This window comes from Fulvitalea axinellae, from assembly GCF_036492835.1.
Classification (GTDB): domain Bacteria; phylum Bacteroidota; class Bacteroidia; order Cytophagales; family Cyclobacteriaceae; genus Fulvitalea; species Fulvitalea axinellae.
In genome coordinates this window covers 150,739-177,675 of the sequence record NZ_AP025315.1, presented here as the reverse complement: position 1 = coordinate 177,675, position 26,937 = coordinate 150,739, and the positions used below count along the sequence as shown (strand labels likewise).

The following is a 26,937-nucleotide window of genomic DNA, read 5'->3' as shown; positions in this document are numbered from 1 at the left end:
TATTGACCATTGTCAGCGTAGTCTCTTTTTATATTTTGACGGTGAAGAAGACCTTTAGCCGAATGAGAAACAGATTGAAGGAGATATGGACAAATCGCAATTCGGCTTATTGTGAAAACGTGGAGCCTGAAGGTTCTTTTCCAAAATCATCAACGGGTGAGACAGACAGTTTGGAGAAGATGATTTCTTCTAATAGAAGATTCATGAAGAGTGGCGGTTTGCCCGAGATCGTAGACAGTGTTTTTAAGGAATATGCCGACTTCGCCAAAGATAATTGTATACAATATGATTATCACTCCTGGGTCTCTGACAAAAACTTGTCACTTGTAGGTAATGAGAAGGCTTACGCCACGGTTGTGGAAATGATTGCGGAAGCTTTTGACAATGTGGGTATTTTCGGAAGGGTGTCGGTTGAATTAGAAGGGGCCAGAACCAGCATAGCGTTCAGGGTATCATCTTATAAACAGGAAAATGACGGTTCCCACTCATTATCTTTTCGGCGCGATACTTATTTTCATGAAGGGGGAACATCAAGAGGCAAAGAATCCGTAAAAGTGACCGAACAGGTGAAGAAGCAAGTGATGGCCAAAACTAAAAGAGAGGCTGAATCGAGAAGTATTGATAATAAGGGTGAGGGTGTGGCATTGAGGTATGCGGACGTTCGGAAAATTAGAATGGATAGCGAAGACCGTTTATTTTTGTTGCGTTTGGATCAGAAAATTGACGAACTAATGAACTCAGATAATCTAACCGTAAAGAACGTTGCAAAAGAGATGGGCATGAGTCATTCCGTTTTGTTCAAAAAGTGCAAGAAGTTGGTTAAGGTTCCAGTGTCAAAATATATTCAGGTAAGAAAAATCAAGAAGGCGGCGGATCTATTGAGGGAAGAGAACCTTTCGGTAAAAGCCACGATGAAACGTGTAGGTTTTAGTGATCCGAAACACTTTAGAGAATGTTTCCGGGATGAGATAGGGGAATTGCCAAGTAAATGGCGGACATATACTGAGAGGTAGGTGTTAGAATACGTCGTTTTTTCTTGTCAATACAGCTCGTACATAGCTAGATATAAGTGGATATTAAAAGTTATACTGCACAGAAGCCTGCACTCGGTTCGCATGGTTGCTTTCCCCGTTGCGGTTTACTCTTCTTCCATAAACATACTCTATCCCTAACTGTATCGTAGCCCGGGTATTCCAGAAATAGTTGGCAACCAAATATTGTCCGTACAGATATTGGTCATCCATCTGCGTTCCGGCGGGAAGGCTGGCCCTGACTTGGCTGTAGGTGCAGGAAACTAAATTTTTTTCCGAAAAATTGTACTGAAGGCCTGCGTAACCGCCAAAGGCGTCAACTGCGTGAAGCTGGCCGGGAGAGTCCGGATCAGGTATAAAGTCAAGGCCAAGGCCCGATAAGTCTTGGAGGTAACGGGAGAACCCTGACCCGCCGGCTCCTTGGTAGAATAGGGATACCCTTTTGCGTATCATCGAAAGTTTTCCGCTAAGCTGAACGCCCCATCCCTGAATCCGTTTTTCTTCGTTATCGGTGTTGTTTCGGTATTTTAACGAGCGGATTATTCCGGCCAGCCGCACCCAAGACTTTTGTTCGTCCCAAGATAGTTTTATATAAGCGGGTATACTGGGCAAATTCTGATACGTTTCTTCAGTCAAGCTGGAGTAGGTAGCGTTAAAAATAGGCATTTCCGTGGCCGCGCCCACAGACCAATGCGTGTTGAACGAGTGCCGGAAAGCGATCGTCGTATTCCGCGTAAACGTAAAGGCGTTTGGCCCCTGAAAGTCAATGGTAGGCACGGAGGCGTCCACGTCCGTGAACAGGGAAATGTCAAAGCCCGCCCGCCACTTGTTAAACGTTACATAAGCGTAACGAATCAGGAAGGTGTTTTTTGGTCCGGTAAAATTGCCGTTCAGGTAAGCGCTGAAACGGTTCTCGCCATGGAACCTGACAAAGTTTACGAAGAAGTTGCTGGTGACGGCTGAGAAGTGGACTTGCTTGTTATTGCTTGGCTTGGACGGCACCGGAATCTTGCTTACGACAAAGTTTATCGGGTCGTTTATAGCACCGTCAAAATCGTAGGCCAGACTCGTTTTGACATATCCGCCCATACCTAGATAATACTTTCCCTCTTTTCCGAACAGGGAGAATCGTGGCAATTCGGGATCGTTGAAGGCCATAGGAACTTGTCCGCCGAACACTCTGTTGATTTGCGCCGAATCGGTAGATTTCTGTATGACCGTAGTGAGCGTATCCTGGGCGATTTTATTGATTTTTTCTTTTGTAGCATGATGGTTTTGCGCATTCGTCCCATTGTATACAAGCGTCAAGAGACACACAAAAGTTAGTATATGTGCAATATGTTTGAATTCTACATGCATAATGCTCAACGTCGTGTGAAATGAGTGAAATGCGCAAGGGAGTTAAAGTGTCTATGGATTCGAAAAAGACAGGCAATTTTGATGCCGTGCGTTCGTATGTTTTTCTTTGGAACGAACCGAAAATTGTCTGGTTAGTTGATGCCTTATCTGGGTTTGGTTGAATTATATTCTCAATGAGGTGTTTGATTTTCACGGTTCTGGGTTTTATGGAATTTATATATAAAATCCCCGAAGAAATTGTTGACTATACGCTGCTTGTAGGAAGTACGGTTTTGTTCGTAGCCGTTGCGTCTTTTTTGATAAAAAAATTCTTCACGAAGATTATCGAGCGTCACTTCGACAAAATTGATGCGGATGACACCGGCCTTTTATTTATACGCAGTTCCATTACCTATATTCTCGGTATTCTGGGACTGTTTTTTATCCTTTATAATATCCCTTATTTCAAGGATTTGGGTCACACCCTTTTTACCAGTGCGGGTATTTTTGCCGCTGCTCTGGCATTCGCTTCCCAAAAGGCGTTTTCCAATATAGTTGGAGGCATGTTTATCTTACTCTTTAAACCCTTCAGAGTTGGGGATGTGGTGGCGTTGGACGACGGCAAGATGGGAACGGTAGAGGAAATATCATTGAGGCACACCATTATCCGTGACTTCGAGATGCGGAGAGTCGTGATACCCAATAGCGTAATAAGCGACGAAACAATCGTCAACAGCAACATAGTGGACAGGAAAGTCCGTAAGAATATCGATTTCGGGGTGTCTTATGATACGGATTTGGATCAGGCCAGCGATATAATATCCAATATTTTGGAGTCTCACCCTTTGTGTGTTGACACCCGCTATAAAAAAGATCTAGACGAAGGTATCCCAAAAGTAGTGGTCAGAGTGGTTGAGTGGGCGGACTCGTCGATTGTGTTAAGGGCGTACGCTTGGGCCAAGAATAATTCCGACGCATTTGTCTTGAAGTGCGACGCATTAAAATCCGTCAAGAAAGAATTTGACAAACAGGGAATCGAGATCCCGTTTCCGTACAGGACTTTGGTTTTCAAAAATCCTTTGGAAGTTCAAGACACAAGTTTTGAAGAAGAAGAAAAGAAACCGAAAGCGAAGAACAAAACAAAAGTACCTAGGAGAAAGAATGCCACGCCTTTGCGTGATCAGAACAAAATTTCTAGGGATAAAAGCGGGAAGGGTGCTTCTCCGGAAAAATAGGGAATAGGCAATGTGTTATGGCTCGTTTTTAATCTTCCTAAGGGGCAACAATGCGAAGTCCCCATGGTTTAGGCCGAAGAAGGATGTGCCGTTTTATCATTATTGAAAATTAAACAGACTTGTCGTTATGACCTATAAAAAGATTGAGCCGAAGAGACTGAGGCGTGAAGAGGAGATGCTCACACCAGCTTACGGGCAAAGGGCTATGGATAGCGAAGTGCCCAAGTTCGAGATCCCGAAAGAAGGCTTGCCTCCCCGTACGGCTTTCGATTTGATTAGGGATGAACTGATGCTGGACGGAAACGCAAGGATGAACCTGGCCACCTTCGTAACGACATGGATGGAACCCGAAGCCACCCAGCTGATGTCGCAGACGTTTGACAAGAATATGATTGACAAGGACGAATATCCGCAAACGGCTGAAATGGAACGCCGTTGTGTCAACATATTGGCCAGGCTTTGGAACTCTCCGCAGAAAGAAAAGGCCATGGGCTGTTCGACCATAGGTTCCAGCGAGGCCTGTATGCTTGGCGGCATGGCGATGAAATGGAAGTGGAAAGAGCGCATGAAGGTGAAAGGAAAGCCCACCGACAAGCCGAATATAGTGATGGGCAACAATGTGCAGATCTGTTGGGAGAAATTCGCCCGCTATTGGGAGGTGGAGCCAAAGCTTATTCCTGTGGAAAAAGGAAAGTATACGAACGGCGCCGAAGACATTCTAAAATACGTGGACGAAAACACTATTGGCGTGGTGGCGATCATGGGGACAACCTTTACGGGGGAGTACGAAAACGTAAAGGAAATCAACGATGCGCTGGATAAGCTAAACGCCGAAACGGGCTGGGATATTCCCATTCATGTCGATGGGGCTTCGGGGGCTTTTGTGGCGCCGTTTATCCAGCCGGGCCTGGAATGGGATTTCCGGTTGAAGTGGGTAAAATCGATTAATACTTCCGGGCACAAATTCGGTTTGGTATATCCGGGCGTGGGCTGGGTGGTTTGGAAAGAGACGTCTGACCTTCCGGAAGATTTGATCTTTAAAGTAAACTACCTCGGTGGTCAAATGCCTACTTTCGCCATCAACTTCTCCAGGCCCGGAAGCCAAGTGCTGGCCCAATATTACAACTTTATACGGCTAGGCTTCGAAGGCTATAGGCGAATTCACCAAACCTGCCAAAACGTGGCACTGTACCTTTCTTCCGGAATTGCGGAGTTGGGTCCATTCGAGCTGGTAAGCGACGGTAGTGACATACCAGTATTCGCATTTCAACTCAAGGAAGTCACGAACTATTCTTTATACGATTTTACAGACAAACTGCGTGAACGCGGTTGGCTTATCCCGGCCTATTCCATGCCCGACAACGCCTCGGACGTAGTGGTGGCGCGCATAGTGGTGAAGGAAGGTTTCAGTAAGGATATGGCCAATATTTTATTGGAAGATATGAAACGTGCGATTATCCATTTTGGTAAAAACCCTAATCTAAAGCCGACGGACAGAGGTGCGTGTTTTCATCATTGATTGGTGTTTTGGGATTTTACAAAAGGATATTACCAACTGGAATGTAGAGACAGGACATGCCCTGTCTCTACGCATATATATCTTAGTGGGTGATTTTTAGAGCTGTAGGATGGATGCTTTTGTCCCAAAAGACCATTTATCATTTTACTCGGAGCTCTTTACCATAACTAAGCGTAAGCCTTCAGCGTGACTTCCTTGATATTGGCCAAATATGTTTTAGATACGGGGATCTTAAGGTTCTCGGGACCGTTCATTATCAGGTAATTCTTGCGGTTGAGCACCTTAAGCGAGTTAACGTTCAGTAGGTTGGCTGCGAAGGAACGATGGCATTGGATAATAGGGCAGTCTGTCAATTCCGACAATACTTTTTTTAGTTGCGTCCTTACCAGTTTCGTCCGGGCTTGTCCTTGCTGAAAGTACCTGACCATTACGTATTGGTTGCTGGATTCCAGGGTAAGCAACTGCGCCAATGGGATGGTCAGGTTCACGTTGCCGTTTTCGTCCATGATATCGACCATATCGTTTTGGTCTTTCTGGAGGCTGTATTCCTGCTGCACCTTGTGCAGTTCGCTTTCTATCTCTTTTTTCTCGTGGCTGAGCCTTCTGATATGGATATACAGCGCCGAACCCGCCAAGGGATATATCAGCACCAGGCATTTTGAGAAGTATATTTCCAGACCGATGAGGGCAAACACTATGGGCGGACGGCCGTCTTTAAGTGGGCATGTGCCCAGAACCGCCTGTTGTACCCCCATCAGAAGCAACATTATAAGTTGTATAAGCGCCACTTCCAGCATAAAATACAGGAGGTTGGCTTTATAACTTCGCACTCTTCTTTTGAGAATATATTTTTTGAGCCAAAACTGGCTAATGTAAAAGGCTATGAATGTAATGGCGCCTTCGTAGAGCAATACAAAAATGAACTCTTTTTTGAACTTCAGTTCCTCAAAGTCCCCGAAGGGGCGGTAAGTCAGCAAAAACAGCATGAAAAATAAGGAACTGCTGAAAATATAAAGCCACTTTTCCTCTTTGGTATGGAAGAAGTTAAAGGGTAAGTTTAGGAACTGCTTTATCTTCATAAGGCCGGTAACACGTTTTCAATCAACTCGATAGAGTATAGCAATTCGGAGAAATCCATAAAAACACAAAGCCAAACAGGCCCGGTTGGCCGATCTGACTTTGCGTTATTGAGCACGTCCAGTAAATAGGCTCAGTATCATTTGTTTCCGGCGGAGCTTGGCGTTCGGGCTCCGGGGCTTTCTTTTCTTATTTAATTAGGAATGATAAAAGAATAAATCCACGGGGTCTTAGGTAGCAGGTATTATGTACTGTATCGATGTTTGTTACGTCTTCCTGAGCCCCAAATAGCGAGATTGTTCTTTAACTGTTCCTTAATAAGCACATCCAGTAAAATTGTGGCGGACTGAATGTTGAATTTTTGAATTGGCGCAAGCGTGGCTTAGCTTAACACTTGCGCCTGTTTTTCCGTGGCTTATTCCGACAGTTTATGTTGGCCCCGGACGAACTGCGACAGGCGGAAATAGCCCAAAACCTCTTCGTCGGGATTGTCTTTGTTTAGGCAATTGCCCTTGAGCGGAACGGGTACCGTAGGGAACGGACCGTCTTGGCCTTCCGATTGCTCTATCAGTATTCCCATAAAATTGTAATAGTTTTTGGAAATACCGTATAGCTTGACGTTGATCAGCTCGCCCGCCGGGTCGTCTTCCCACTCGTAGTCAAACCTGACGCGGTTGCCGTTCTCAAACTCGTCGTTCCGTACGTCTTGGGACAGCTTCTTGCCGTTCTCCAAGGAGAATTCGCAGAAGTAATAATTGCGTTCGTCTTCGGGATCCTTGGCGAACACTTCTATCTCTATTTCGTCTCCGCCAAAGCCGCCCTCCTTATTCTCTTCAATGGAATCTATCTCGCTGACTCCGTACATGGTCTCTTTGGCGATATAGGTTTTTCCATTATAGACAATTTCCAAAGCGTATTCCACACCCACCGCCGGCTCGAATACCTGCGTGGTGTATAGGCCGTTGCCCGAATCTTCGAATAGGAAAACCTTGTTGTCGTCCGTCTTCGTGATCTTGACCGTAGCGCCTTCGGCCGGACGCCCTCCGTTTTGCGAATAAAAAGGGGTGGAATGGCTGAGCTTTATACTTTGCGTTTTGCCTTCCGTTCCTTTTTCCCAATCAATGGAAGCCTCAATAACCAACCTTTCCTGTCCGTCATTAAGGTCTACGTCTATCACTTCCGTGCACGATGTCGAAACCAGGACAATACATGCCAATAAAAATAATATCCTCATCTGATTAGAATTTGAAGTTGTAGGTAACTGAAGGAATAATTCCGAAAATAGAAGTCTTGGTGGCTTCGTTTACTCCCGTATCGGTGTTTTCGGCAAAGGATATGGAGGCGGCGTTCATGCGGTTATACAGGTTATAAACGCTGAACACCCATTCGCCCTTCCAGCGTTTGCCTTTTTTCGGAGTGGGACGCAACGTGGCCGATACGTCCAAGCGGTGGTATACCGGAAGCCTGTCGGCGTTGCGTTGGGAATACGTGGCTACCGATAGGTCGTTGTACTCGAATTTTCCGTTGGGGTAGGTGACCGGCCGGCCTGTCTGGAACGCGAAGTTTCCGCCAAGGCTCCATTTTTCGTTCACCTTTAGCGTACCCGTCACCGACAGGTCGTGCGTGCGGTCATAGGCTGTGTTGTACCATTCTCCTTTGTTTATTCCCGGTCCGCCGGCGTCTCCGCCCAAGGCCCTTTGTTCCGATTTGGCAAGGGTATAGGCTATCCAGCCGGTAAGGCGTCCTTGGTTTTTCCTAAGCAATACTTCCAGGCCGTAGGCACGTGCTTCGCCGTTAAGTATTTGCGTCTCTATTCGTTCCTGCGCTATCAGTTCGGCGCCGTCTATATAGTCTATGCGGTTTTGCACCGTTTTGTAATAGGCCTCGATTTCCAACGAGTATTTTTCCTCCTTAAAATTCTTGAAGAAACCCACCGCGTACTGGTCCGCTATCTGCGGATCGATATACTGCCCGCTGGGAGCCCAAACGTCGAGCGGTGTGATGGAAGCCGTGTTGGAAATAAGGTGTAGGTATTGCACCATGCGGTTATATCCGGCTTTGACGGACGAGGTAGGGTTCAGCTGGACGGATATTCCGAGCCGGGGTTCCGGATACCAAAAACTTTTCGACACTTTTCCCGAGGCGTAGCCCTTTACGCCCGAAGGGTCGGCACTTTCGTAAATGCCCAGTTCGCTGTTGTAATATACGGGCAAGTCGTTTTCGTAAAGGCTGATGTCCTCTTTGCCCATTCTAAGGAAATTGCTTAGGCGAATGCCGTACTGAACGGTCACCTTGTCGCTGAGTTCGTGTTCGGCGTTGGTGTATACGCCGTTTTCCAATGCGTATTTCTGGTCTACCTCAAAGGCGTTGATATCCGAATCGGGGGAGGTGGGGACTACATCACCGGGTTTGAACACGTGGTATATACTGCTTAGGCCAAAGTCCAGGTTTAGCTTGTCGTTTACCGCATAGGCCAAGTCGTAGCCGGCTTTGTAATCGTAAACGCCCGCAGTCCAGTCGATACTTTGTCCGAAGATCTGGAAGTTGTAGCGGTAACGGCTGAATACCAAAGACATTTCGCCGTAGACAGATTCGTTAAAAGCCCGTTTCCACGCCAAAGTACCCGACAGGTTGCCGTATACGTTCTTAAAGGCGTCTTCAAGCTCCATACTGTCATCGCCGAAATAGCCCGAAAGAACAATCTTGTCCTTGTCGCTGATTCTATAATCCGTCTTTAGGTTCAGGTCATAAAAGCCCGCGTAACTGCCGAAGTTGGCCAAACGCAAAAACACGTTGGCGTAAGAGGCCCGTCCGGCCAACAGAAAAGTTCCTTTGTCTTTGAATGTAGGGCCTTCCACCGCCAGCCGACTGGATAGAATACCTATTCCGCCCGCAAGGTGTATCGAGTCGTCCTCGCCGTCTTTGTGGTTTATGTTCAGTACCGACGATGCCCTGCCACCGTATTTGGCGGGTGCGGCGCCTTTGTAAAGTTCAATGCCACTGATGGCGTCGGCGTTGAATACCGAGAAAAAACCGAACAAGTGTGCGGTGTTGTATACCGTGGCCCCGTCAAGCAACACCAGGTTTTGGTCGCCGGCACCGCCGCGTACGTTAAAGCCCCCGTCGCCCTCGCCGTTGCTCGTCACGCCCGGCAAAAGTTGGATTGATTTGATAATGTCCACCTCGCCCAACACCGCCGGTATCTCTTTGATTTTTTTGGATGAGATCTTGTTCACCCCCATTTGCGGGGTCCTGATGTCAACCGCCTGTTGCCCCTCGCCTCTAACCACTACGGCATCCAGTTTAGTCAAATCACTTTTTAGCTTTGCGTCGAAAGTCTGAGCTTTATCCAAGGTTATCAGTTTTTCGATGGGCTGGTACCCTAAATAGTTAACCACCAATTTGTACTTCCCCGCTGGCGCAGCTAGTGAATATCTTCCCTTATCGTCGGTGATATCGCCAATGGTAGTACCGTCGAAATGTACCGTTGCGCCTACCAAAGGTTCCCCCTTCGCATGGTCGTATAGCGTACCGCTCAGAGTATGTTTTTGCTGAGCGAAAAGCCATAGCGGAAAGAAAGTCACTAATAAAGAAAATGCGTACTTCGTCATAAATAAGTAACTGTTTGGTTGTGTAATAATGCAAACACAGACACCTAATGCAACGATAAATATATTGCGACGCAGTATAATGATGTTGGTATGAGGGAAGGGCAAGGAGTGAGTTGATGGAATTTGGAGTGAAAATATCTTTTGTTTTGTGTGTTTAGTGCAAGTAGAGGACCTTCTTATGGTGTGAATAGACTCTATATTTTTCGATTACCAATGCTATTATAATTTACGAAAGCAGGGGCTTGTCTATTAAAGGTTGTCAGGAGTTCAAATCGTAAACGCATCATAGTCTTGTAAGACTATACCCTGTTTAGTATCATAGAAAATCATTCGTGTCATTCATTGTTGAATGTTGTTGTAATTATTTAAATAATAATTATAATACAATAGAGGTGTAGTGGTTTTGAAACTATATTTAATTGTGCTAAAGTGCTTTTATGTTTTAAATATCAAAAAAAGCAATTGTCGTATTCAAAAAACTTTTACTTCTGACAATGGTGATCACAAGTTTCGCCTTTGTTCCTTCCGCTTCCGCTCATACTATAAACAATTCCGAATTCGAGAATTTATGGTGGGGTATAGCAAGAAACACTGAAGAAGTTACCATTATATCCGATAATGAGGATTCATTTGTGGTGGTTATTGCTTATTCTCCGTCTCCAACTGAAAAATGGGGTTTTATGGAGATATATCCAGCGGAGGATAATGATATTGGTGATACTTTTCTATTAGATTACTCTCCAGAGCCCTGGGTTACAGGCGTAGTTAGTGCTGATGGGCTTAGTGCCGAAATAACGATATATTCGGCAACAGGAGGATATGGATACAATATCGTGGGGGAAGATTCATTTACAGACATCACTTTTACCGCAAATTTCTGGTAATTAAAAAATGAAATGCGTTACTACTTAAGTAGTATTTCAAAACGTGGCGAAGTTCCTTTTTTATGGAGAGGAGCTTCGTTCTTCTCTACACTTTTTTATTTTCAGGTACCCAACTTGTAAAAGGTTGGCGCAAGGGGAATATGATTTTTTGTCATGTACTGTGCCAGAGACTAAGGTAATTATAAAAAAAACTTTGTATAACTTCATTTTAGTGGTGTAAAGATAGTTAAACCCTACTTTTCAATACAAAGAACATGAATTATTTTGTTCTTGATCTATTTACAATTTTTATATAACAACATGAAGTAATGTTGAACATAACCTTAATGTATTCCACTAAATTATGACTTGTCAGGGGGCCTTGTGATTTGTTTCGCAAAAGTGCTGGCTGTTTGATGTCTATGATACCTAGCTTTGGATTTACGGAAAGAATGGTTTTGATCGTAATTGTTAATGTTAAACAATGGTATTGTAATGAGCTTACAATAGATCTAAGTACATGACAAAAATAGCCCTGATAATCTCTCGATCTTCGTTTCGACCTTATTAATCAGAGCGTGGGCTATTTCCTCAAGGCCGTACGAGAAAAAGCTTTTCGCCCTTCTCCCGTGTTTTTTGATTTTGATCGGCTCCTCCTCTTCGTGTTTGAAAATCCCGATATTATACGACCAGATAAACGCTATTGCTATGACACACAGCAACTTGTTTATCCTTTCGTAATCTTGTAAATGCGTATCCTCAAGGTTGAAGCCCGCACTTTTGAAGCCCCTGAACATGGTTTCTATCTGCCAGCGTTCACGGTAGATTTCTAAGCTTTCCCGAGTGTTTTTCGGAGACGCGAGGATCAAGTATTCGAGCTTTCCGTTCTCGATGTACTTCATTCCCGAAACATACACCTTCACCTTGGTGATCGTCACGGAAGTCGGATGAAAATAGGCGACTTTCAGCTTATGGGGCGCAAACAATCGCCTGGCGTTTACGAATCTTCCGCCATGCAACCCTATTAACGCGTTTTCCTTGATGCGGATATAAAAAGGGATCCCGTGTTCCAGCAGGAATTCCCACCATTCTTCGCCGATAAATTCCCGGTCAGCGGTAATGCGTTCGATCATATCCGCACCGAACCATTCGATAAACTTCCCGAGAAGACCTTTTCGTTCGGCCGTGCTCGAATTCCCCTTCTTGTCCCCAAGCACTTTCCATATCAACGGAATACCCACGCCTTTGTATACAACGCAGAGAAACAGCAAGTTGATGTTCCTTTTCCCGAACTTCCAGTTGGTCCGGTCAATGGCGATCCGGTATTTCCCTTTGACGGGAATCATCCTGATGATAAGCCGGGAAAAGCCCTCTTCCGGAAATTCGAATTTGGCAAAGAAACGCTGAATCCTCCTCATGTTGGACGTCACCGTAGCTCCCGAATCGTATCCTTCCGAAAGGTGTCTGAAACCAACCTTTTGGACTTTGATCAACGAGGTTATCAGGTAACAAAGCAGTTTTAGTCGGGCCTTATTCAGTTTCTTTAACTCGGGTTCACTGGTAATTAAGGTCTGTAGTTTTGTATATTCGAACTGGCTTTCCAATCGTTTTGCGGGTTTAAGTTTGGTCACTCAAAATTACGCAATGATTCGGAAAGCCATTTTTTGTCATGTACTGTGACAATAGATCGTTTTTTTCATAATTGAACATTGGTTTAGTGATGTTTTAATATATTGTGCTTTAACCCGAAGTGTTGACTTTCCGTGTGTTTTCATTCACTGAATCGCAAAGCTCGATAATCTTAAAATGATCATGAGGTATTCGTGATTTTATGCGTTACAGGTTGAATTTTAGCGACTTATAATATAGGCTAGTCAAAAATGAAAATAATCAATATTCTTATTGGTCTTTGCTTGTTCAGCCTTATAGCTTATGGGCAAAACACGAAATCCGCTACCATTGCTATTAAGTCATTAACTGATTTTCCATGCGTACGGGATTTCACATTATCTTCAAACGGTCAGGAAGCGTACACTACCATTCAAAGTAACTTGGGGGATATCTCGGTTATAGTGCGAATAAAAAAGATTAACACTCGTTGGGGTGAGCCTACGATTGTCCCTTTCTCTGGAAAGTATAAAGACCTTGAAGCCTTCCTTTCTCCTGATAATCTAAGGCTATACTTTGTCTCGAATAGACCTTTAGATAGCTCATCTGATCAACCCAAGGATTTTGATATTTGGTATGTCGAACGTTCTGATATAAATGCGGAATGGGGAGCCCCGAAGAATGTTGGTTCTCCCGTCAATACGAGTTATGATGAGTTTTACCCATCCGTAACAGCAAACAAAAACCTTTATTTTACAAGTGACAATCCGGGCTCTAAGGGGAAAGATGATATTTATTACTGTGCCTGGAACAATAGCGGATATTCCGAGCCCATTAACTTAGGGGACTCCATAAATACGAATGGATACGAATTTAACTCCTTCGTCTCTCCTGATGAGACATTTTTAATTTTCACGGGTTATAATAGAAAAGGTGGTTTGGGCAGTGGCGACTTATATATCAGCTTTAGGGATAACACTTCACATTGGAGTAAGGCGATAAATCTGGGTCCGGAAATTAATTCAAAGTTTATGGACTATTGCCCTTTCTTTGATTCCACATCCGGAGAATTATACTTTACTAGCAAGAGAAGGTCCTTTGAAAAAATCAATAACTTTAAATCAATAGAAGCTCTTTTAAAGGAACTTAATAAGGATGAGAATGGGTTAAGTAGAATTTATAGAATTACTGTTGATAAAGAACGATTATTTGGCAATAAGAAGTACTATTAGTGAATTTTAGCGCATTTTATTTTTTTCTAAAAAGTTTTTCCACCAGTATGAAACGAGTTTAAGTTATTTTTTGGATTAACTAATCCAGTTTTCAATATTTTTGAATTCAATCCACTTACTGCCAGTATACTTAAAAATAGATGTAAACCCATGAGCGTTATATGAACCACATGAAACAAAATATCTGATGATAACAAACTGTCTATCCTTTGAAATTAATGGAACGGAAAAACCTTGAATACATCCAATGTCTTTTTGAAACTTTTCTCTAAAAGTATTTATCTCTGTAGAACTAATTAGGCGATAATTTTTATCAAGCCAGTTGTTCCTGATGATCTTAAGCTTTCTATTTGCCTTTTTTTGATCCGATAGAAATTTACATTCTTCTTTATTGAAAATGCTTGTAATAATAAAGTCAGATTCAATTTCACCATCATAAATTCTTGATGGGCCACCCAAAGGGGAGTTATAAAAATCTAATAGTTTGTAATTTGAAGAAAAAAGATCTGGATTATCTCGAATAACTGAAAAGAGAATTTCACTTACTTCTTTTTCAAGTGTTTCACTCTTGTTGCAGGAGAAAGATGTAAAAAGAAGAAATACGTATCCTATTCGTTTCAAATTTTTCTTTTTTGATATGCTAGAACTTGTAATCAACAGTAATTCCTGTTTCCTTATATATTAGGAAGATATACCATGAGCTTAGAAAATAAAAGATAAATAGTGAAAAGTAAAATGGGCATCTAGGCCTTACTTCAATAATACAACCTTTAGCTCTATTCACTTTAAGGTACTTTGTTTTAGAAGAGGCTCCTTTCTTCAACAAAATCATAACCGGCTGATCTTATTAAAACGCGACAAGCCTCTTGCCCGTCCTTTTTGGAAAGAATTGCTTATTGAAAAAGGGAATATTTGGTGTCTCGAAGGCGTGTAGAGTATTGAAAAATAGAATATGAGATCGAAAAAGCGATAGCGTTAGGCCGAAAGGTGTGTATATTCTGTGGTTAGGGTATAGTTATGTGCTAAACGAGGCGATTGCTTACGTTTTTTATTAATGCTGTCGTTTTGCAACATTGGTTTTTCTACTATGACCCTTTTATGTTTGGTACTGCGCTTATTTACAGTAGATTGAAAAGTTTCTTTATCGGATACAGGCGATAGTAGGAACTTTATTTCTGATCCGTTCCACAGAAAAGCGTTTGTTTTGCGAGCCTTGTAGGGTTTATAGCGCCAAGCTTCGGAGTTACGGAAGAAACGGTCTTGGTCGTAATCGTACCAATGTATATGTGTGTGAGAGAGGTGAGCGTATTTTAATCCGAGTTTGCGGAGTTTGGAATTAAAGAGTACACCACCTCCGAAGAGCAAGCGGGCTTTTACGGCTTTGCGCTGTCTTGTGTCACGAGCGGATTGCGCTTGCCAGAGGTCATAGTTTTCGCGTCCGCCGTTGCGATTTATCTCACGGCCTACGGTACCACGGTGTACGCCGAGTTCTCTCGCTATTTGGGCGTCGGTCTTTCCGGCTTGGATGCCTAGTTGTATTTGGGCTCTATGTACAATATTGAGTTGTGGCATATGCGCAATAAACGGATGCCTATTCGGTTGGACAAAAAGTTTGAGCGAAACTTAGTGCAAGTTTGTACTGAATTACTGGGATAGTGGGCTTGAATAAAGTGATCAGAAAAGGGGAGTGGCCAGTACTTTATTGACTGGCTACCCCTTTAGAATATTCCCCTATGTATCGATGAAGAATACTGAGGTTAATCCAACTTGCTATGTTGCGGGGCGACTTATGTCGGATGTTTTATTAGAAACTTAGGTATAGTGAGCAATCATCTTTTCGATTTTGCCTTGTTCGTTGAGGAACATGACTTCAATAGCTTTTTTTCCCATCACCGCTTCGTAATAAAGGGCTACGGAGTTTGACCCTACGGCGACATCATATAATTTAAATTCTAAGGCTGGTAATTTCCGCAAGGCGGTTTCCCAATACTCAGCGACGGCCTTTTTCCCTTTTAGGCTGTTGCCTTCCATGTCCGCGGCCATTTTTATCATGGGCGTACTGACTTCAATGTCATCCGAATAATGGGTGAGGATTCTGTCGAGGTCACAGGAGTTCCATGCGTTGACCCATTCGTTGGCAAAAGCCAAAGCTTCTTTCTGTTCCATAATTTTTTTCTTGTAAAGATAGCTTTGTCTGAGCCGGAAGGTTATCGATTTTGGCTCAATCTATATGCGAGAGATCGGATGGGCTTAGGTGAAATTGTTGTTTGAAGCTATGGGAAAAATGCGGAAGGTTATCGAATCCAGCCCGGAAAGCTACTTCCGACACTGGGTACTGTTGCGTACGAAGGTAAAAATATGTGGCCCGAAGGCGAGTTTGCCTAATCCACGTTTTGGGAGCGATGCCGAAATTCCGTGAAAAGTGCCTTTTGAAAGTGGCTGTACTCATAAATGTTTTTTCGGCTAATTCCGGAATCGTTAATGGTTCGAAAAGGTGGGTTATTAAAGTGTCCAACATACGTGCAGGACAAGAAGAGCTGTCACCTTTTGCGGGATAAGGAGTATTAAGGCTAATAAAACCTTCAGTTTGGTCGGGGATATGTGTGAAAACCACGGTGTGTTTGGGTATCCGCAGGGAATCACCCTTGCGCAACCGAAATTCGGTATTGCCAATCAGCATATATTTTTCCCCTTTAACTACTTGGGTGCTATAATTTTCCGGGAGAAAAAAACAACTGGAGTCTGTTTTGGCGTATTGGCAAAGCCTTCCTCTGGATTTCTCGTAACTTATATTCGATACTTCGGCTCCGCCGGAAGCGTTGAAGTCATCGTATTTCTGGATACGGTAACGCATAATCATTAAAGCCTAGAGTGATAAGGTCGATTATTGTCTTGAGAAATAAAAATGCGGTTTTAAGTAACAGGTCAGTCCAATTAGCCCATAATTTATTGAAGCGTTACCGGTTTTGAAATTGCGGTAAGCGCCCGCTCGTTTTCAAGAATTATAGATACTTCAAAGCGGTAAATGCCGGGTTCAAGAGTCTGGGCTAAGTATAATTCGAAAGGAGAAGCCAGGCTTTCGTAATCGATATGTTCTTTTTCACGAAACATCGCTACATAGTGGTCCAAGGATTGCATAGAATTCTCTTCTTTTCCAGCGAAAAGGTCCGATACGTCTGAGTCGGCGGGGTAATCCTCGTTAATGTCGGTAAGTGTTTTGACCGTGATTTTTTCGACGGACTTAAAAAGTGTGTATACCTCTTCGGGGCAGACGGGCGACATGGCCTGCGCTTTAGGGATTATTCCGGCAGAAGTGGAAGGCGTGGCGCAAGGGGCCAAAGTCAAGTCTGTATTAATGCGGAGAATATAGTTACTTATGTCGGCGGTTTCGGAAGCGACGGGTTTCTCTCCGGAATTGTCGATATGCGTAAGGCTAATGTCACAAAGATTGTAAAGATGGTATGTGCTGTCGCCCGTGCATGTCGATACGTTACAACTCGCAAGCACCTGAATGAAAAACGGAATAGCCATTAAGCCGATCGCCTTTGGCAAAATATTGTGGAAGAAGTGAAGCTTATCGGTTAGTCCCATATTCCCTGTTTCAAGTGTTACGGATTATTGTTTTTTCACTAAAAACAACCTTGTAAACTATTTACGTATAGTCATTTACTTTGTACCACTAATTATGTAAAAATAACTAATATGATGAGTTGTAAAAGTAATTGTGCGGAAAATTAATATGGAGACTAAAATGATAAATATATGTTAATCCTATGGTGTTTAGTGCCAGGTATTAAGTGTTAGATACAATCACCGACGCGGTTCCTAAGACTTAACACCAAATACTTAATACCGAAAACAGTCTATTTACTCTGTACTCTTTACGCTTTACTACAAAAAATTCAAGGCCTGAACGGCGGAGGTTTAGCGCAAAACACATCAAGCTTGGCCTCGTCAATTTCAAAAGGTTCGCCGTACTTCAGGTCCAATCTTTTGTTAAGTGCATAGATCATTTTCCAACCGTTTTCCATCCAACGTGGCAGGTTGTCCGGCGAAGTGAGAATATCCATACCACGCACCTCGAATATTGGTGCCCGAGTGGTATTGGTACCGCCTCCTTCGTCGGTTCTGCTGGCGTATTCGCCCATTGATTCCAAATGGTGGGCGTGCTCATGCGTGGGGAAGTTCCATCTTGTAAGCAAATCGACGCCTTTCGGAATATTCTCAAGCCAAGCCTGTACGGTTAGGCCGTCCAAAATATGCTGGCTTTCTTTTGGGCCGTCGCTATAAACGCCGTGCGTAAACAGCGGGGCTTTCCAAGAAAGGTACGGATAACAACTCTGGATAAGGCGGAGCCAACGAATAATGTGTTTGGGCCCGAAATATACCCGTTCCTTAAGCGGAAGCACCTTGAACATCTCCGCAAAGTCTGTCCTCGCCAAAAAATTAAAAGCGGATTTCGGATATGAAAGGTGCGGTTTTGAAGCCGCCTTAAGGTAATGGACAATCATACACAATAGTCCGCGCATATTGGGGCTCATGCTCCAAGAGGGAAGGTCCGGGTGTTTGGCCATAAACTTCTTGCGCCCTTCTTCCACCTTGTCGGGAATATCGCCGTTGAATACGTTTGAGCGGTGGTGATGTTCGTAAGGAAACTCATGCAAATGCGATTTGCTCAATGCCCGACGTCCGAAAGCCCTTCGGCCGTAGCGGGTAAATGGGTCTTTGGAAGTGGGAAATGCGTCTCGGTAAAAGTCCGGGAGCTCGCTTAGCCTAATCCCCGCCGTCATCTGCGGCGTGATATTAAATGGAAAGCGAGGCTTGAATATGGCCTCGTGCATTAGTGTCATGCCATGCTTTGCCAACGGGGAAAAGCCCATAAACGGATTTGGGTTTTCCTTGGAAAGGGTTTCTATTTCATGAAAAAAATCAACAATTTTTCTGCTGGCTGTGCGGAGTCTTTCCAAGCCGGTGGCGTCTTCCGCAAAGGGTTCGGTTACCACCTCGAAGTCGCTCTTTCCGTCCGAAGTCTCGTCGGCCTGTACCTCAAAGTCGTCGCCCGTAAAAAGTAGGTCTTTCTTCTTTAGAGGAATGGTGTATTCCTCTCCGCCGGGGTCGGCCAAGGCCTCGTCTTCCATACCCATTTTCGGACGCCGTGTAGGCCATGATAATTCCAGCTCAAAACCTACAAGCCGTTGTATTGGCGCTTTGGATACGGCATTGGGTCCCGGTTTGGGGATTTGTCGTTTCGGAACGGGATTATGTCGGGCGTATTCGGCGAGCATCTTCGGCATAACGCTCTTTCCACTTCTTCGGTTTTGGGATGGTACAAAAAGTAAAGGGTAGGGAACTTTCTGGTCTTAGGCACCAAAGTTTTTGGAACAATCAGTCGCACAGTGCCTAAGACCAAATGAGGTGTTTATTCTAATGGAGTTAGGTGTTTGCCGGGATTTTAACTTTCGTGCGTGAATTCTTTTTTTTCGGCGTATTGGTACTAGTCGTTTTTCCGCCAGTTTTCTTTTTTTTCCGCCGTCCCCACCAAATCAGAAATCCGGTAATCGGCAAAGTGGTGCCTATAATTCCCGCAATGAATGTGGAGATTTTTCCGATGAGGCCAAACCACGTACCCATATGCAATGACCAATAAACATTGTCGATTTTTATGTTCGCCTTCGCTTCCTTGGTCGGTATCAGTTCTTGGCCCGAATACTTGTCAACAAACACGGGAAAGAAACCGTCGCAACTTTTCAGGCCGACTTGTCTGGATAATGAGAAAAGATAGTAGCCTTCTTTTTGGGTAAAATACGTACGCACTTGCGCTTCTTTTGCCCACGTTTGTTCCGCAAAATGTTTGTCGATGGCCCCAAACAAATTGACGGGAGTTTTTCCGGGACGACTTTCGGGCAAAGACTCTTCCCAAGTGCGTTCGGATTCGCCTCCGAAGGAGTTTAGAGTGATGTCGGCGATTGGCTTAAAAGCTATGATCAGGCCGGTGACGGACAATACGATTCCAAGAGCCAATGAATAAAATCCCAAGACGTTGTGCAAATCATAATTCAAACGTTTGAATTTGGCGTCCCATTTGATTTTAAAACTAGCGTTCCTTGTTGATTTCGTCCATTTTTTCGGCCACCACAATATCAGTCCAGTAATCAATTCGATCAGGAAAACGATGGTGCAGATGGCTACTATCCATTCGCCCACCCCATGCCATAAGAGCATACCATGCAGATGCGCCACGATATAGAAAAAGTAAATGGTTCCGTCCTCTTTCAGCACTTCGCCAGTGTACGGGTCCATGTATACAAAGCTTAGGCCCGTTTCTTTGTCATAGGAATTTAGCCTTACCGACCTGTTTTTCTCTTTATAAATAACCGCATAGCCGGGGTCATTCCGTTTAGGATAAGTGCTTCTGTATGCGCTCAACAAGATTTCGAAAGGCAGTTTTTCTTGACCATTATTTTCTACGTACCGGGCTTCGCCGGCGCTTAAGTTCAGGATTTCGTCGGCAAAAACGATAATGGTCCCCGTCAAGGAAATAAACACTAACAAAACGGCGGCGACCAAGCTTGGCCAAAGGTGAATCCAAGCGACTACTCTGCTAAAAACACTTTTCTTTTTCACGATTCGGGAAGTTGGAAACGAGGTATACCAAAATCTTTTCGGAAACGAACGGCCAAGGTATTCCTCCTGATAAAAGAATAAATTCCCTTGTAGGGAATTCCGGTTTATGGGTATGCAAAAAACGTCCGCCTCTTCCTATTCAGGAAAAAATAGGAAAGAGGCGACGCGTTAAAAATGGTTAGAATTTATATGAGAGGCTGACAACAGTATTCCTGGTCTTTTGCGGTTGTACGTATGTGCCCATATTCGACCAGTATTCTTCGTCGGTTATATTGTTCAGCTTCACGCCAACCCTAAAAGTCGGGTGATCATAAAACAAAGCTCCGTTTAGTATAGAATAAGCTGGAACCTCAACGGTATTGTTGTCGTCCACGAAAGAGTCGCTTACATGATTGGCCCCGAAGCCGATGCCGAAGTTTTTCAACGCCCCCTGCGGTACTTTAAAGCTTGTCCAGAAATTTATCGTGGTTTCCGGGGCGCCGTGCGGAGTGTTTCCGATTACCTTTTCGTTTCCTTCCGAAAACTCGCTCTTGTTGTTGGCGTAACCTGCCACGATATTCCAGCCCTTTACGGGATTGGCGATGAACTCCACCTCAAAGCCCTTGCTACTACGTTCCACGTCTTGCATCTGAGACCATGTTTGGCCATCGTTCACCCACCTTATGGCATCTTTTACCAAGATATCATAGTAGCTGACGGTTGCGCTCAGTTTTCCTTTGAACAATTCGGCTTTTACGCCGCCTTCCATCTGCGTAGCTGTTTCCGGTTTTAATTCCACTACTTCACCCGACGACAAATCCGGCGCAACGTTTTTAAACCCGTTCATATAGTTGCCGAAAACGGAAAGTTCGTCTTTGATGAGCTGGTAAGATATTCCGAATTTCGGCGATAGGTATGATTGCGAATAATCCGATTCAACGTCTTTGTAATTGTCCCAGCGCAAACTCGCCATTACCGATAACTTTTCTGTTACGTTCAATACGTCGGAAACATAAGCGCTAACGCTGTGCTGATCCCTTTGCCCTACACGGAAGGCGTCGGTGTCGGCGAGCATACCTTCGTATTTCTTCGGGTTTATATCTTTTACCGGATCATCATACCCGATCTGGTCATACACTACCTGCGTTCTTCTGTAAGGGGTTCTTAAATCATAATAATCGATACCCACCAAAAGCTTGTTGTCCATATTTCCGACCTTGAACGCTCCGTTGAAATTTTGCTGGATCTGGGTAACGTGAAATTGGCTTTCGATATTCATTATCCTGCGGTTCGCCTTACTGTCGTCCGTAAAATCCAAGAACAGGTAGTGCGTGCTGTTATCCACATTGCTGGTTGTCAATACAGTCTGCGAAGTCCAACGGTCCGAAATCTTGTATTTGGCCTCGGCCATTACATTGAATGATTTGCTATTATTCGCCAGATAATCGCTGCCGTAAGAATGTTCGAAATCATATTTCAGATCGTCCATCGAGCCAATGCCGGATCTGAGCGGATTAAAATAAACGCTCGGCGATTGATTGTCGTAAACTTCCGCTTCCAAATTCAGCGTCAGTTTGTCACTGGCCTTGTAAGTCAAAGACGGGGCGAAAAAGAGGTTTCTCGTGCGCCCATGACCCTGAAAACTCTGTTCGCTGTGCTTGGCGGCATTTACCCTTAACAATACGGTTTCGTCTTTATTCAAAGGCGTATTCAGGTCAACCGTCAAACGTGACAGGTCATTGCTACCTGTTGAATACCCCACTGCTCCGCCGAAAGATTCGTAAGGTTTTTTGGTAACTAAGTTTACCACACCGCCGTAAGACGACACGACACTGGTGCCGAACAAAGTTCCCGAAGGTCCTTTAATCACCTCGATACGCTCGATATTCACTTGGTCTGTTCCTGTCCTGAACGCCGAAGCGATACCGTTTCTGGTAGCTATATCCACGCTGAACCCCCTTAGGTAAAGATTCACGCCGACACCTCCTGAACCGATGCCTTGCATCACGTTACTTATGCCGGGCGCGTTTTGCAAAGTGCTTTGGATATCCGTTACCTGAAGCTCTTCCAACAATTCGCCCGTGATCACAGAATACACCTGCGGGTTTTCGATATTCTCCAAAGGCATTCTGGCCACAAAATCGGTGTTTTTTTGGTCAAATTTATACCTCCTTCGGCCTTCCAGCACCACTTCCTGAAGCTGTACTTCGTCAACGTCCAAGTATATATCGTCAATGGCCGTAACTTCGCCTTTCGCCACTTCGATCTCTACGGATTTGGTAGCCAATCCGATAAACGAAAACATCAAGGTGTGTTTTCCGGGAGTAATACTGTTTATGCGGTATTCTCCGTCTTCGTTCGAAGTTGTTCCTTTGTTTGTATTCTTGATCACCACGTTTACAAAAGCCGCGGGTCTATGGTCGCTGGTAAATACTTTTCCTATCAAAGTCCCTTTTTCCTGCACGTTCGCTTTTAAGGTTAAAAAGGGAAAGACTACTATAAGCAGGAGCAATACTGTTTTTGAAAGGAGTGAAATAGAGATTCTCACAGTTGCTTTATTTAGATTTGATATAAATAATTATCTTCACGCAAAGGTAGTCGGCCCGCATTTTTGGGATGTAACGCGAACGGAAGTTTGTTTGACGCAAAAAGAACTAAATCGGAAAGGATAAATGAGAACGGTTCTTAGAGGAGATATTTTTGAAAAAAAGGTTATCGTCAAAGAGTTTGAGGACGATTTCAAAACGGATTCATTTATAGAAAGGGATATCGTTTTGGATAATGAATACGAAAAAGGTATTGTCACTTTTTTGCAATTGGATGGAATAAGGGTATCGATAAGAAGGACGGAAATACAGTCTTATTCACTCGATGTATACCATGATTTTCCTTTTTTCAAATTACAGTTCGAGATTGAGGGCTCAAGCCTGTACACTCCGGAAGCGCAAAACGAAATGGATGTGTATATACCCCAAGGCCATTACAATCTGTTCTATATACCCAGAGTAAAGGGAAAACTAACGTATGATACATCATACCGGAATACGTTGGAAATTGTATTTACCGAACGCCACCTTATCAAACTGTTGGGGCATGACTTTAAGGAATCATTCGATGACTTGGGAAACGCTATTAAAAGAGGATATACCTTTAAATTATGGAATAGGAGCGGGATTATTGATTATAATTTGGGCCAATGCGTAAAGGATATTCAAAATTGCGGGTACGAGGGAGTATTGAAAAAGGCGTTTTTGGAAACGAAAATCAATGAACTGCTTTTGGTATTGCTCGCAAAAACAAAAGAAAAGGATTATCGGCGGAAAAGGCCCTTGCTAGCCAACCAAGGAAAGATACTGGAGATAGAACATTATATAAGAGAGAATCTGGGCGAAAGAATAACCATAAGCGATCTTTCCCAGAAATTCGGGATCAATACCTCTAAACTAAAGCATGATTTCAAGCTAGCGTTTTCCACTACTATTTTTAAACATATTACCACATTACGTATGGAAAAGGCTATTGATCTTATTCAAAAACATGGTCATTCGGTTTCGGAAGCTTCCTACAAAGTTGGATATAAAAACCAACAACACTTTACCGTAGCTTTCAAGAAAAAATACAACCTATTGCCAAAAACGCTTATGGAGGAAGTCAGGAGAGCATAGTTTGCACAATTTATTACAAAACCAAGAAAGACAACTATGAAGATACTTATATTCGGAGCCTCGGGATCCGGGACAACAACATTAGGAAAAGAGATTGCAAAAAGGGCAAAATTCACACACTTGGACGCTGACGATTATTATTGGAAACCTACGAATCCTCCCTCTGAATTCCACCGGAAAAAATCAGGTATCAGGTTTAAGATACAGTGCTGATGTACCTAAGACCTGATACCTAATACTTAATACCGAAAGGAGTCTATTTATTCTTTACTGTGTACTAAAATTTAAGCTCCACGCTTGGCTTTTCCGGCTTGGATAATGATTTCCGAAGATTTTAACCCTTTGCCAGTCGCTTTTAGCTTGATGCTTCCGGTTTTGCCGTCGCTTTGGATTATTACCATGGCGTAGCCGTTAAAGGCCTTTCTGTTATTCGCCTGAAACGATCCGTGGTCGGTAGGGTCGCCGTTGCCTACACCGATTATCTTTCCTTGGCCTTTTACGGTGAAGTTGATCTCGTCGGAAGCCGTCGGGACTAGGTTGCCGTCTTTGTCGCAGATACTTACCGTAACGTACGAAAGGTCTTGTCCGTCGGCGTCTATTACCGTTTGGTCGGCCTCAAGGGCTATCTGCGACGGCGCGCTTGCCGTGCAGATAATCTGCTCCGTCAGCTTTTCGCCTTTTTTGTTTTTTCCGATGATCTTCAGCTCGCCCGGCGTATATGGGATGTCCCAATTGAGGTGCAGGTCCATGGTGGAGCGGGTGGCTTTTTCGCCGTATGATTTCCCGTTGACGATTACCTCTACCACATCGCAATTGGTAAAGCAGGTTAGAGGAATTATTTCGCCTTCTTTTCCTTCCCAGTTCCAATGCGGGAAAGCGTGTACCATAGGCTCGTCTTTCCACTGCGCACGGTAGAAATGATAACCGTCCTTAGGAAGGCCTACCAAATCGACTGCGCCAAAGTAAGAACTGCGCGAAGGCCAAGAGTAAGGGACGGTTTCGCCAAGGTAGTCGAAGCCCGTCCAGATAAAGAAGCCCGAAAGGAACGGGTTTTCTTTTACCTGTTTCCATACGCGTTCGCCTTGTGCGTAGCCCATGCGCTTATTAAACAGCTTCTGGATATCTTTTGACGGATATTTCTCAAAGATCTTGTGCTCGTAAGTGTCTTGGTCAAAGATGTATTCGCCGCGCGGAAGCATTACTACCGCCGAACGGTTTTCCGTACCGATAAATACTCGGTCGGGATAAGTGTAATGGTCTTTGATGGCGTTGTCCATTCGGTAGTTGTAGCCGGCAAGGTCCAGGTCGGCGTAGGTGCCGTATCTGTTGGCCTGGCTAGGCCCGAGAATACCGTTGGTGATATAGCGGGTGGTGTCCGATTTCTTCAGAATCTTTACCAACTCGCGGTTGATCACAGCGCCTTTCGGTCCCCATATCTCGTTGATCTCGTTGCCGATACTCCACATAATAATACTTGGATGGTTGCGGTCGCGGAGTACCATGTCGGTCAGGTCGCGTTCGTGCCATTCGTCAAAGTAAAGACCGCCGTAGCTTTGGAGCTTTACGGTTTTGCGTCCGCCTTCCGTAGTGAAAACTTGTGGAGCTTTACTGCTTGACCATTCGTCAAAAGACTCTTCCATTACCAAAATGCCGTGCTTGTCGCACAAATCGAGAAACGCCGGCGAGGCGGGGTTATGCGCAGTGCGGATAGCGTTGGCACCCATCGCTTTCATAATCTCGATCTGGCGCTCGAAAGCCCTCTCAGGTACCGCCACGCCCAATGGCCCGGCGTCTTGGTGAAGGCATACGCCTTTGATTATTTCGTGCTTTCCGTTCAGCAAAAAGCCTTTGTTCGGATCAAAACGGATATCCCTTACGCCAAAAGTGGTCTCGTATGTGTCAAGCGTCTTGCGCCCTTGCGAGACTACCGTTCGGAGCGTATAGAGGTTCGGATTTTTGGTATCCCAAAGCTTCGGTTGGTCCAGTGAGATATCTTGCGTAAACAAGGAAGTGCTGTCGGTCGGAAGGCTAACGGTTTTCGTAGACGTTTCAACCGTCTTGCCCGATGCGTCTATAATTTGGCTTACCAACGTTACGTTTTTCGTGGCGTCGGCGTTGGCGATTTTTGTTTCTACGCATACGCGCGCCATCGCTTCGCTGACGTAAGGAGTAGTAACGTAAGTTCCCCACTGTGGCACGTAGGTCTTACCGGTAACTTTTAAATTCACGTCACGGTAAATACCTGAGCCGGTATACCAACGCGAACCGGGCTGGGCACTATTGTCTACCCGAACTGCAAGCGTATTTTCGCCGGCCTTTAGGTATGGCGTAAGGTCGTATTCGAAAGTAAGGTAACCGTTCGGGCGTTGGCCAAGCTTCTGTCCGTTGATCCAGACGGTACTGTTCATATACACGCCCTCGAATTCCACAAAAACTTTCCCTTCGAGCTGGCGCTTGGTAACGTTCAGGTTTTTGCGGTACCAACCGATTCCGGTAGGCAAGTAAGCGCCACGCGACAGCGTGGGCTCGTCTTGCGAAAAAGGCCCGAGAATACTCCAGTCATGCGGAAGGCGTACGGTCTGCCATGCGCAGTCGTCGAAGTGTATGGCGTGGGCGCTGTATTGGTCGCCACGGATAAAACGCCATCCGTTGTTAATGTTGATCTTGTCGCCAGAAAAGGCCGGCAGGCTGATCAGCGCGGCCAGAAAGGCTAAAAATACCTGTCTCATATGTGCTGTTGGTTGAATGCGTAAAAAAGGCTTGGCGGAGCGTATGTCCGGTAATCGAAACGAATGTACGGCTATGCGCCGACAGACGAGTGGAATGAATGTTCTTAGCTTGGGTGTGCGATGTTCGTATGAAAAAAAATCAACGGATTTTGAGATGAATAGCGGCGAAAAGGTAAGCTTTGACCGGATTTTTACCGCTTCTATTACAAATGTTTTTTCCTAAAAAGGAATTGAAGTCACAATGAAAAAATGTAATAGCCTGAAAATTAAGGGAAAAGAGTTCTGTTAGAACTTCTGTTCGATGATTTTTCCATTAATGGAAAGACAAAACCTAAACATAATCGAGGGCGAATCGAGTAATTAATTTTAATTTGGAAAAAGAGCTTAATGCATATCAAAGTACTGGCCGATTTCGCTTTTAGATTA

The 26,937-nt window shown here is 44.4% G+C and carries 21 protein-coding genes; 7 read left to right on the top strand and 14 right to left on the bottom strand.

The genetic code is table 11. The features are described from left to right. The first annotated feature begins 62 nt into the window (after positions 1-62). The gene (locus AABK39_RS19585; protein ID WP_338394999.1) at positions 63-1,013 is read left to right on the top strand and encodes a helix-turn-helix domain-containing protein; all 951 of its coding nucleotides are present in this window, start codon (positions 63-65) and stop codon (positions 1,011-1,013) included. A 63-nt stretch (positions 1,014-1,076) separates the two neighbouring features. Here the strand turns inward: AABK39_RS19585 and AABK39_RS19580 are convergent, their stop codons facing one another. After that, positions 1,077-2,339 carry a DcaP family trimeric outer membrane transporter gene (locus tag AABK39_RS19580; RefSeq protein ID WP_338394998.1) on the bottom strand — a complete coding sequence of 421 codons (1,263 nt, stop codon included), beginning with the start codon at positions 2,337-2,339 and terminating at the stop codon, positions 1,077-1,079. 257 nt (positions 2,340-2,596) lie between these two features. Between AABK39_RS19580 and AABK39_RS19575 the strand changes: the two genes are divergently transcribed. Both AABK39_RS19575 and AABK39_RS19570 read left to right on the top strand, forming a co-directional pair. Further along, positions 2,597-3,604 (top strand): mechanosensitive ion channel family protein, encoded by a 1,008-nt coding sequence (locus tag AABK39_RS19575; RefSeq protein WP_338394997.1) that lies wholly within the window; start codon positions 2,597-2,599, stop codon positions 3,602-3,604. 127 nt (positions 3,605-3,731) lie between these two features. Continuing rightward, positions 3,732-5,123 (top strand): glutamate decarboxylase, encoded by a 1,392-nt coding sequence (locus AABK39_RS19570; protein WP_338394996.1) that lies wholly within the window; start codon positions 3,732-3,734, stop codon positions 5,121-5,123. A 167-nt stretch (positions 5,124-5,290) separates the two neighbouring features. On the opposite strand, the gene AABK39_RS19565 is transcribed toward AABK39_RS19570, so the two are convergent. The 3 genes from AABK39_RS19565 to AABK39_RS19555 all read right to left on the bottom strand — a co-directional run bounded on the left by AABK39_RS19565 (position 5,291) and on the right by AABK39_RS19555 (position 9,811). Further along, positions 5,291-6,202 carry a LytTR family DNA-binding domain-containing protein gene (locus AABK39_RS19565; protein WP_338394995.1) on the bottom strand — a complete coding sequence of 304 codons (912 nt, stop codon included), beginning with the start codon at positions 6,200-6,202 and terminating at the stop codon, positions 5,291-5,293. Between the two features lie 413 nt (positions 6,203-6,615). After that, positions 6,616-7,434, bottom strand: a complete 819-nt coding sequence (locus tag AABK39_RS19560; RefSeq protein WP_338394994.1) for a DUF4249 domain-containing protein — start codon at positions 7,432-7,434, stop codon at positions 6,616-6,618. Positions 7,435-7,438: 4 nt separating this feature from the next. Further along, on the bottom strand, positions 7,439-9,811 hold the full coding sequence (locus AABK39_RS19555) for a TonB-dependent receptor (protein WP_338394993.1): 2,373 nt from the start codon (positions 9,809-9,811) through the stop codon (positions 7,439-7,441). Between the two features lie 494 nt (positions 9,812-10,305). On the opposite strand from AABK39_RS19555, the gene AABK39_RS19550 reads away from it, so the two are divergent. Beyond that, on the top strand, positions 10,306-10,695 hold the full coding sequence (locus AABK39_RS19550; protein WP_338394992.1) for a hypothetical protein: 390 nt from the start codon (positions 10,306-10,308) through the stop codon (positions 10,693-10,695). Between the two features lie 491 nt (positions 10,696-11,186). Here AABK39_RS19550 and AABK39_RS19545 read toward each other — a convergent pair whose 3' ends face one another. After that, positions 11,187-12,305 (bottom strand): IS4 family transposase, encoded by a 1,119-nt coding sequence (locus AABK39_RS19545; protein ID WP_338391134.1) that lies wholly within the window; start codon positions 12,303-12,305, stop codon positions 11,187-11,189. A gap of 249 nt (positions 12,306-12,554) precedes the next feature. Between AABK39_RS19545 and AABK39_RS19540 the strand changes: the two genes are divergently transcribed. Continuing rightward, complete coding sequence (locus AABK39_RS19540; RefSeq protein ID WP_338394991.1) at positions 12,555-13,514, top strand: TolB-like translocation protein; 960 nt, start codon at positions 12,555-12,557, stop codon at positions 13,512-13,514. A gap of 75 nt (positions 13,515-13,589) precedes the next feature. Here the strand turns inward: AABK39_RS19540 and AABK39_RS19535 are convergent, their stop codons facing one another. The 8 genes from AABK39_RS19535 to AABK39_RS19500 form a co-directional block, all read right to left on the bottom strand. Beyond that, on the bottom strand, positions 13,590-14,135 hold the full coding sequence (locus AABK39_RS19535; protein WP_338394990.1) for a hypothetical protein: 546 nt from the start codon (positions 14,133-14,135) through the stop codon (positions 13,590-13,592). Between the two features lie 354 nt (positions 14,136-14,489). Further along, positions 14,490-15,086, bottom strand: a complete 597-nt coding sequence (locus AABK39_RS19530; protein ID WP_338394989.1) for a helix-turn-helix domain-containing protein — start codon at positions 15,084-15,086, stop codon at positions 14,490-14,492. A gap of 240 nt (positions 15,087-15,326) precedes the next feature. Further along, on the bottom strand, positions 15,327-15,680 hold the full coding sequence (locus AABK39_RS19525) for a nuclear transport factor 2 family protein (protein ID WP_338394988.1): 354 nt from the start codon (positions 15,678-15,680) through the stop codon (positions 15,327-15,329). A gap of 55 nt (positions 15,681-15,735) precedes the next feature. Next, a complete protein-coding gene (locus tag AABK39_RS19520) occupies positions 15,736-16,368 on the bottom strand; it encodes an AraC family transcriptional regulator (protein WP_338394987.1) in 633 nt (210 codons plus the stop codon). A gap of 92 nt (positions 16,369-16,460) precedes the next feature. Next, positions 16,461-17,105 (bottom strand): hypothetical protein, encoded by a 645-nt coding sequence (locus tag AABK39_RS19515; RefSeq protein ID WP_338394986.1) that lies wholly within the window; start codon positions 17,103-17,105, stop codon positions 16,461-16,463. Between the two features lie 311 nt (positions 17,106-17,416). After that, positions 17,417-18,808: a hypothetical protein gene (locus AABK39_RS19510; RefSeq protein ID WP_338394985.1), complete on the bottom strand. Its 1,392-nt coding sequence runs from the start codon at positions 18,806-18,808 to the stop codon at positions 17,417-17,419. A 139-nt stretch (positions 18,809-18,947) separates the two neighbouring features. After that, on the bottom strand, positions 18,948-20,138 hold the full coding sequence (locus AABK39_RS19505; protein ID WP_338394984.1) for a PepSY-associated TM helix domain-containing protein: 1,191 nt from the start codon (positions 20,136-20,138) through the stop codon (positions 18,948-18,950). 178 nt (positions 20,139-20,316) lie between these two features. Continuing rightward, positions 20,317-22,665, bottom strand: coding sequence for a TonB-dependent receptor (locus tag AABK39_RS19500; RefSeq protein WP_338394983.1), 2,349 nt, complete (start codon positions 22,663-22,665; stop codon positions 20,317-20,319). A gap of 124 nt (positions 22,666-22,789) precedes the next feature. Here AABK39_RS19500 and AABK39_RS19495 point away from each other — a divergent pair, with 124 nt between their 5' ends. Further along, positions 22,790-23,782 carry a helix-turn-helix domain-containing protein gene (locus AABK39_RS19495; RefSeq protein WP_338394982.1) on the top strand — a complete coding sequence of 331 codons (993 nt, stop codon included), beginning with the start codon at positions 22,790-22,792 and terminating at the stop codon, positions 23,780-23,782. 36 nt (positions 23,783-23,818) lie between these two features. Then, entirely contained in the window at positions 23,819-23,995 is a 177-nt protein-coding gene (locus AABK39_RS19490) for a P-loop NTPase family protein (RefSeq protein ID WP_338394981.1), read from the top strand. A 71-nt stretch (positions 23,996-24,066) separates the two neighbouring features. On the opposite strand, the gene AABK39_RS19485 is transcribed toward AABK39_RS19490, so the two are convergent. Next, entirely contained in the window at positions 24,067-26,511 is a 2,445-nt protein-coding gene (locus AABK39_RS19485) for a glycoside hydrolase family 2 TIM barrel-domain containing protein (protein WP_338394980.1), read from the bottom strand. Between the last annotated feature and the right edge of the window lie 426 nt (positions 26,512-26,937).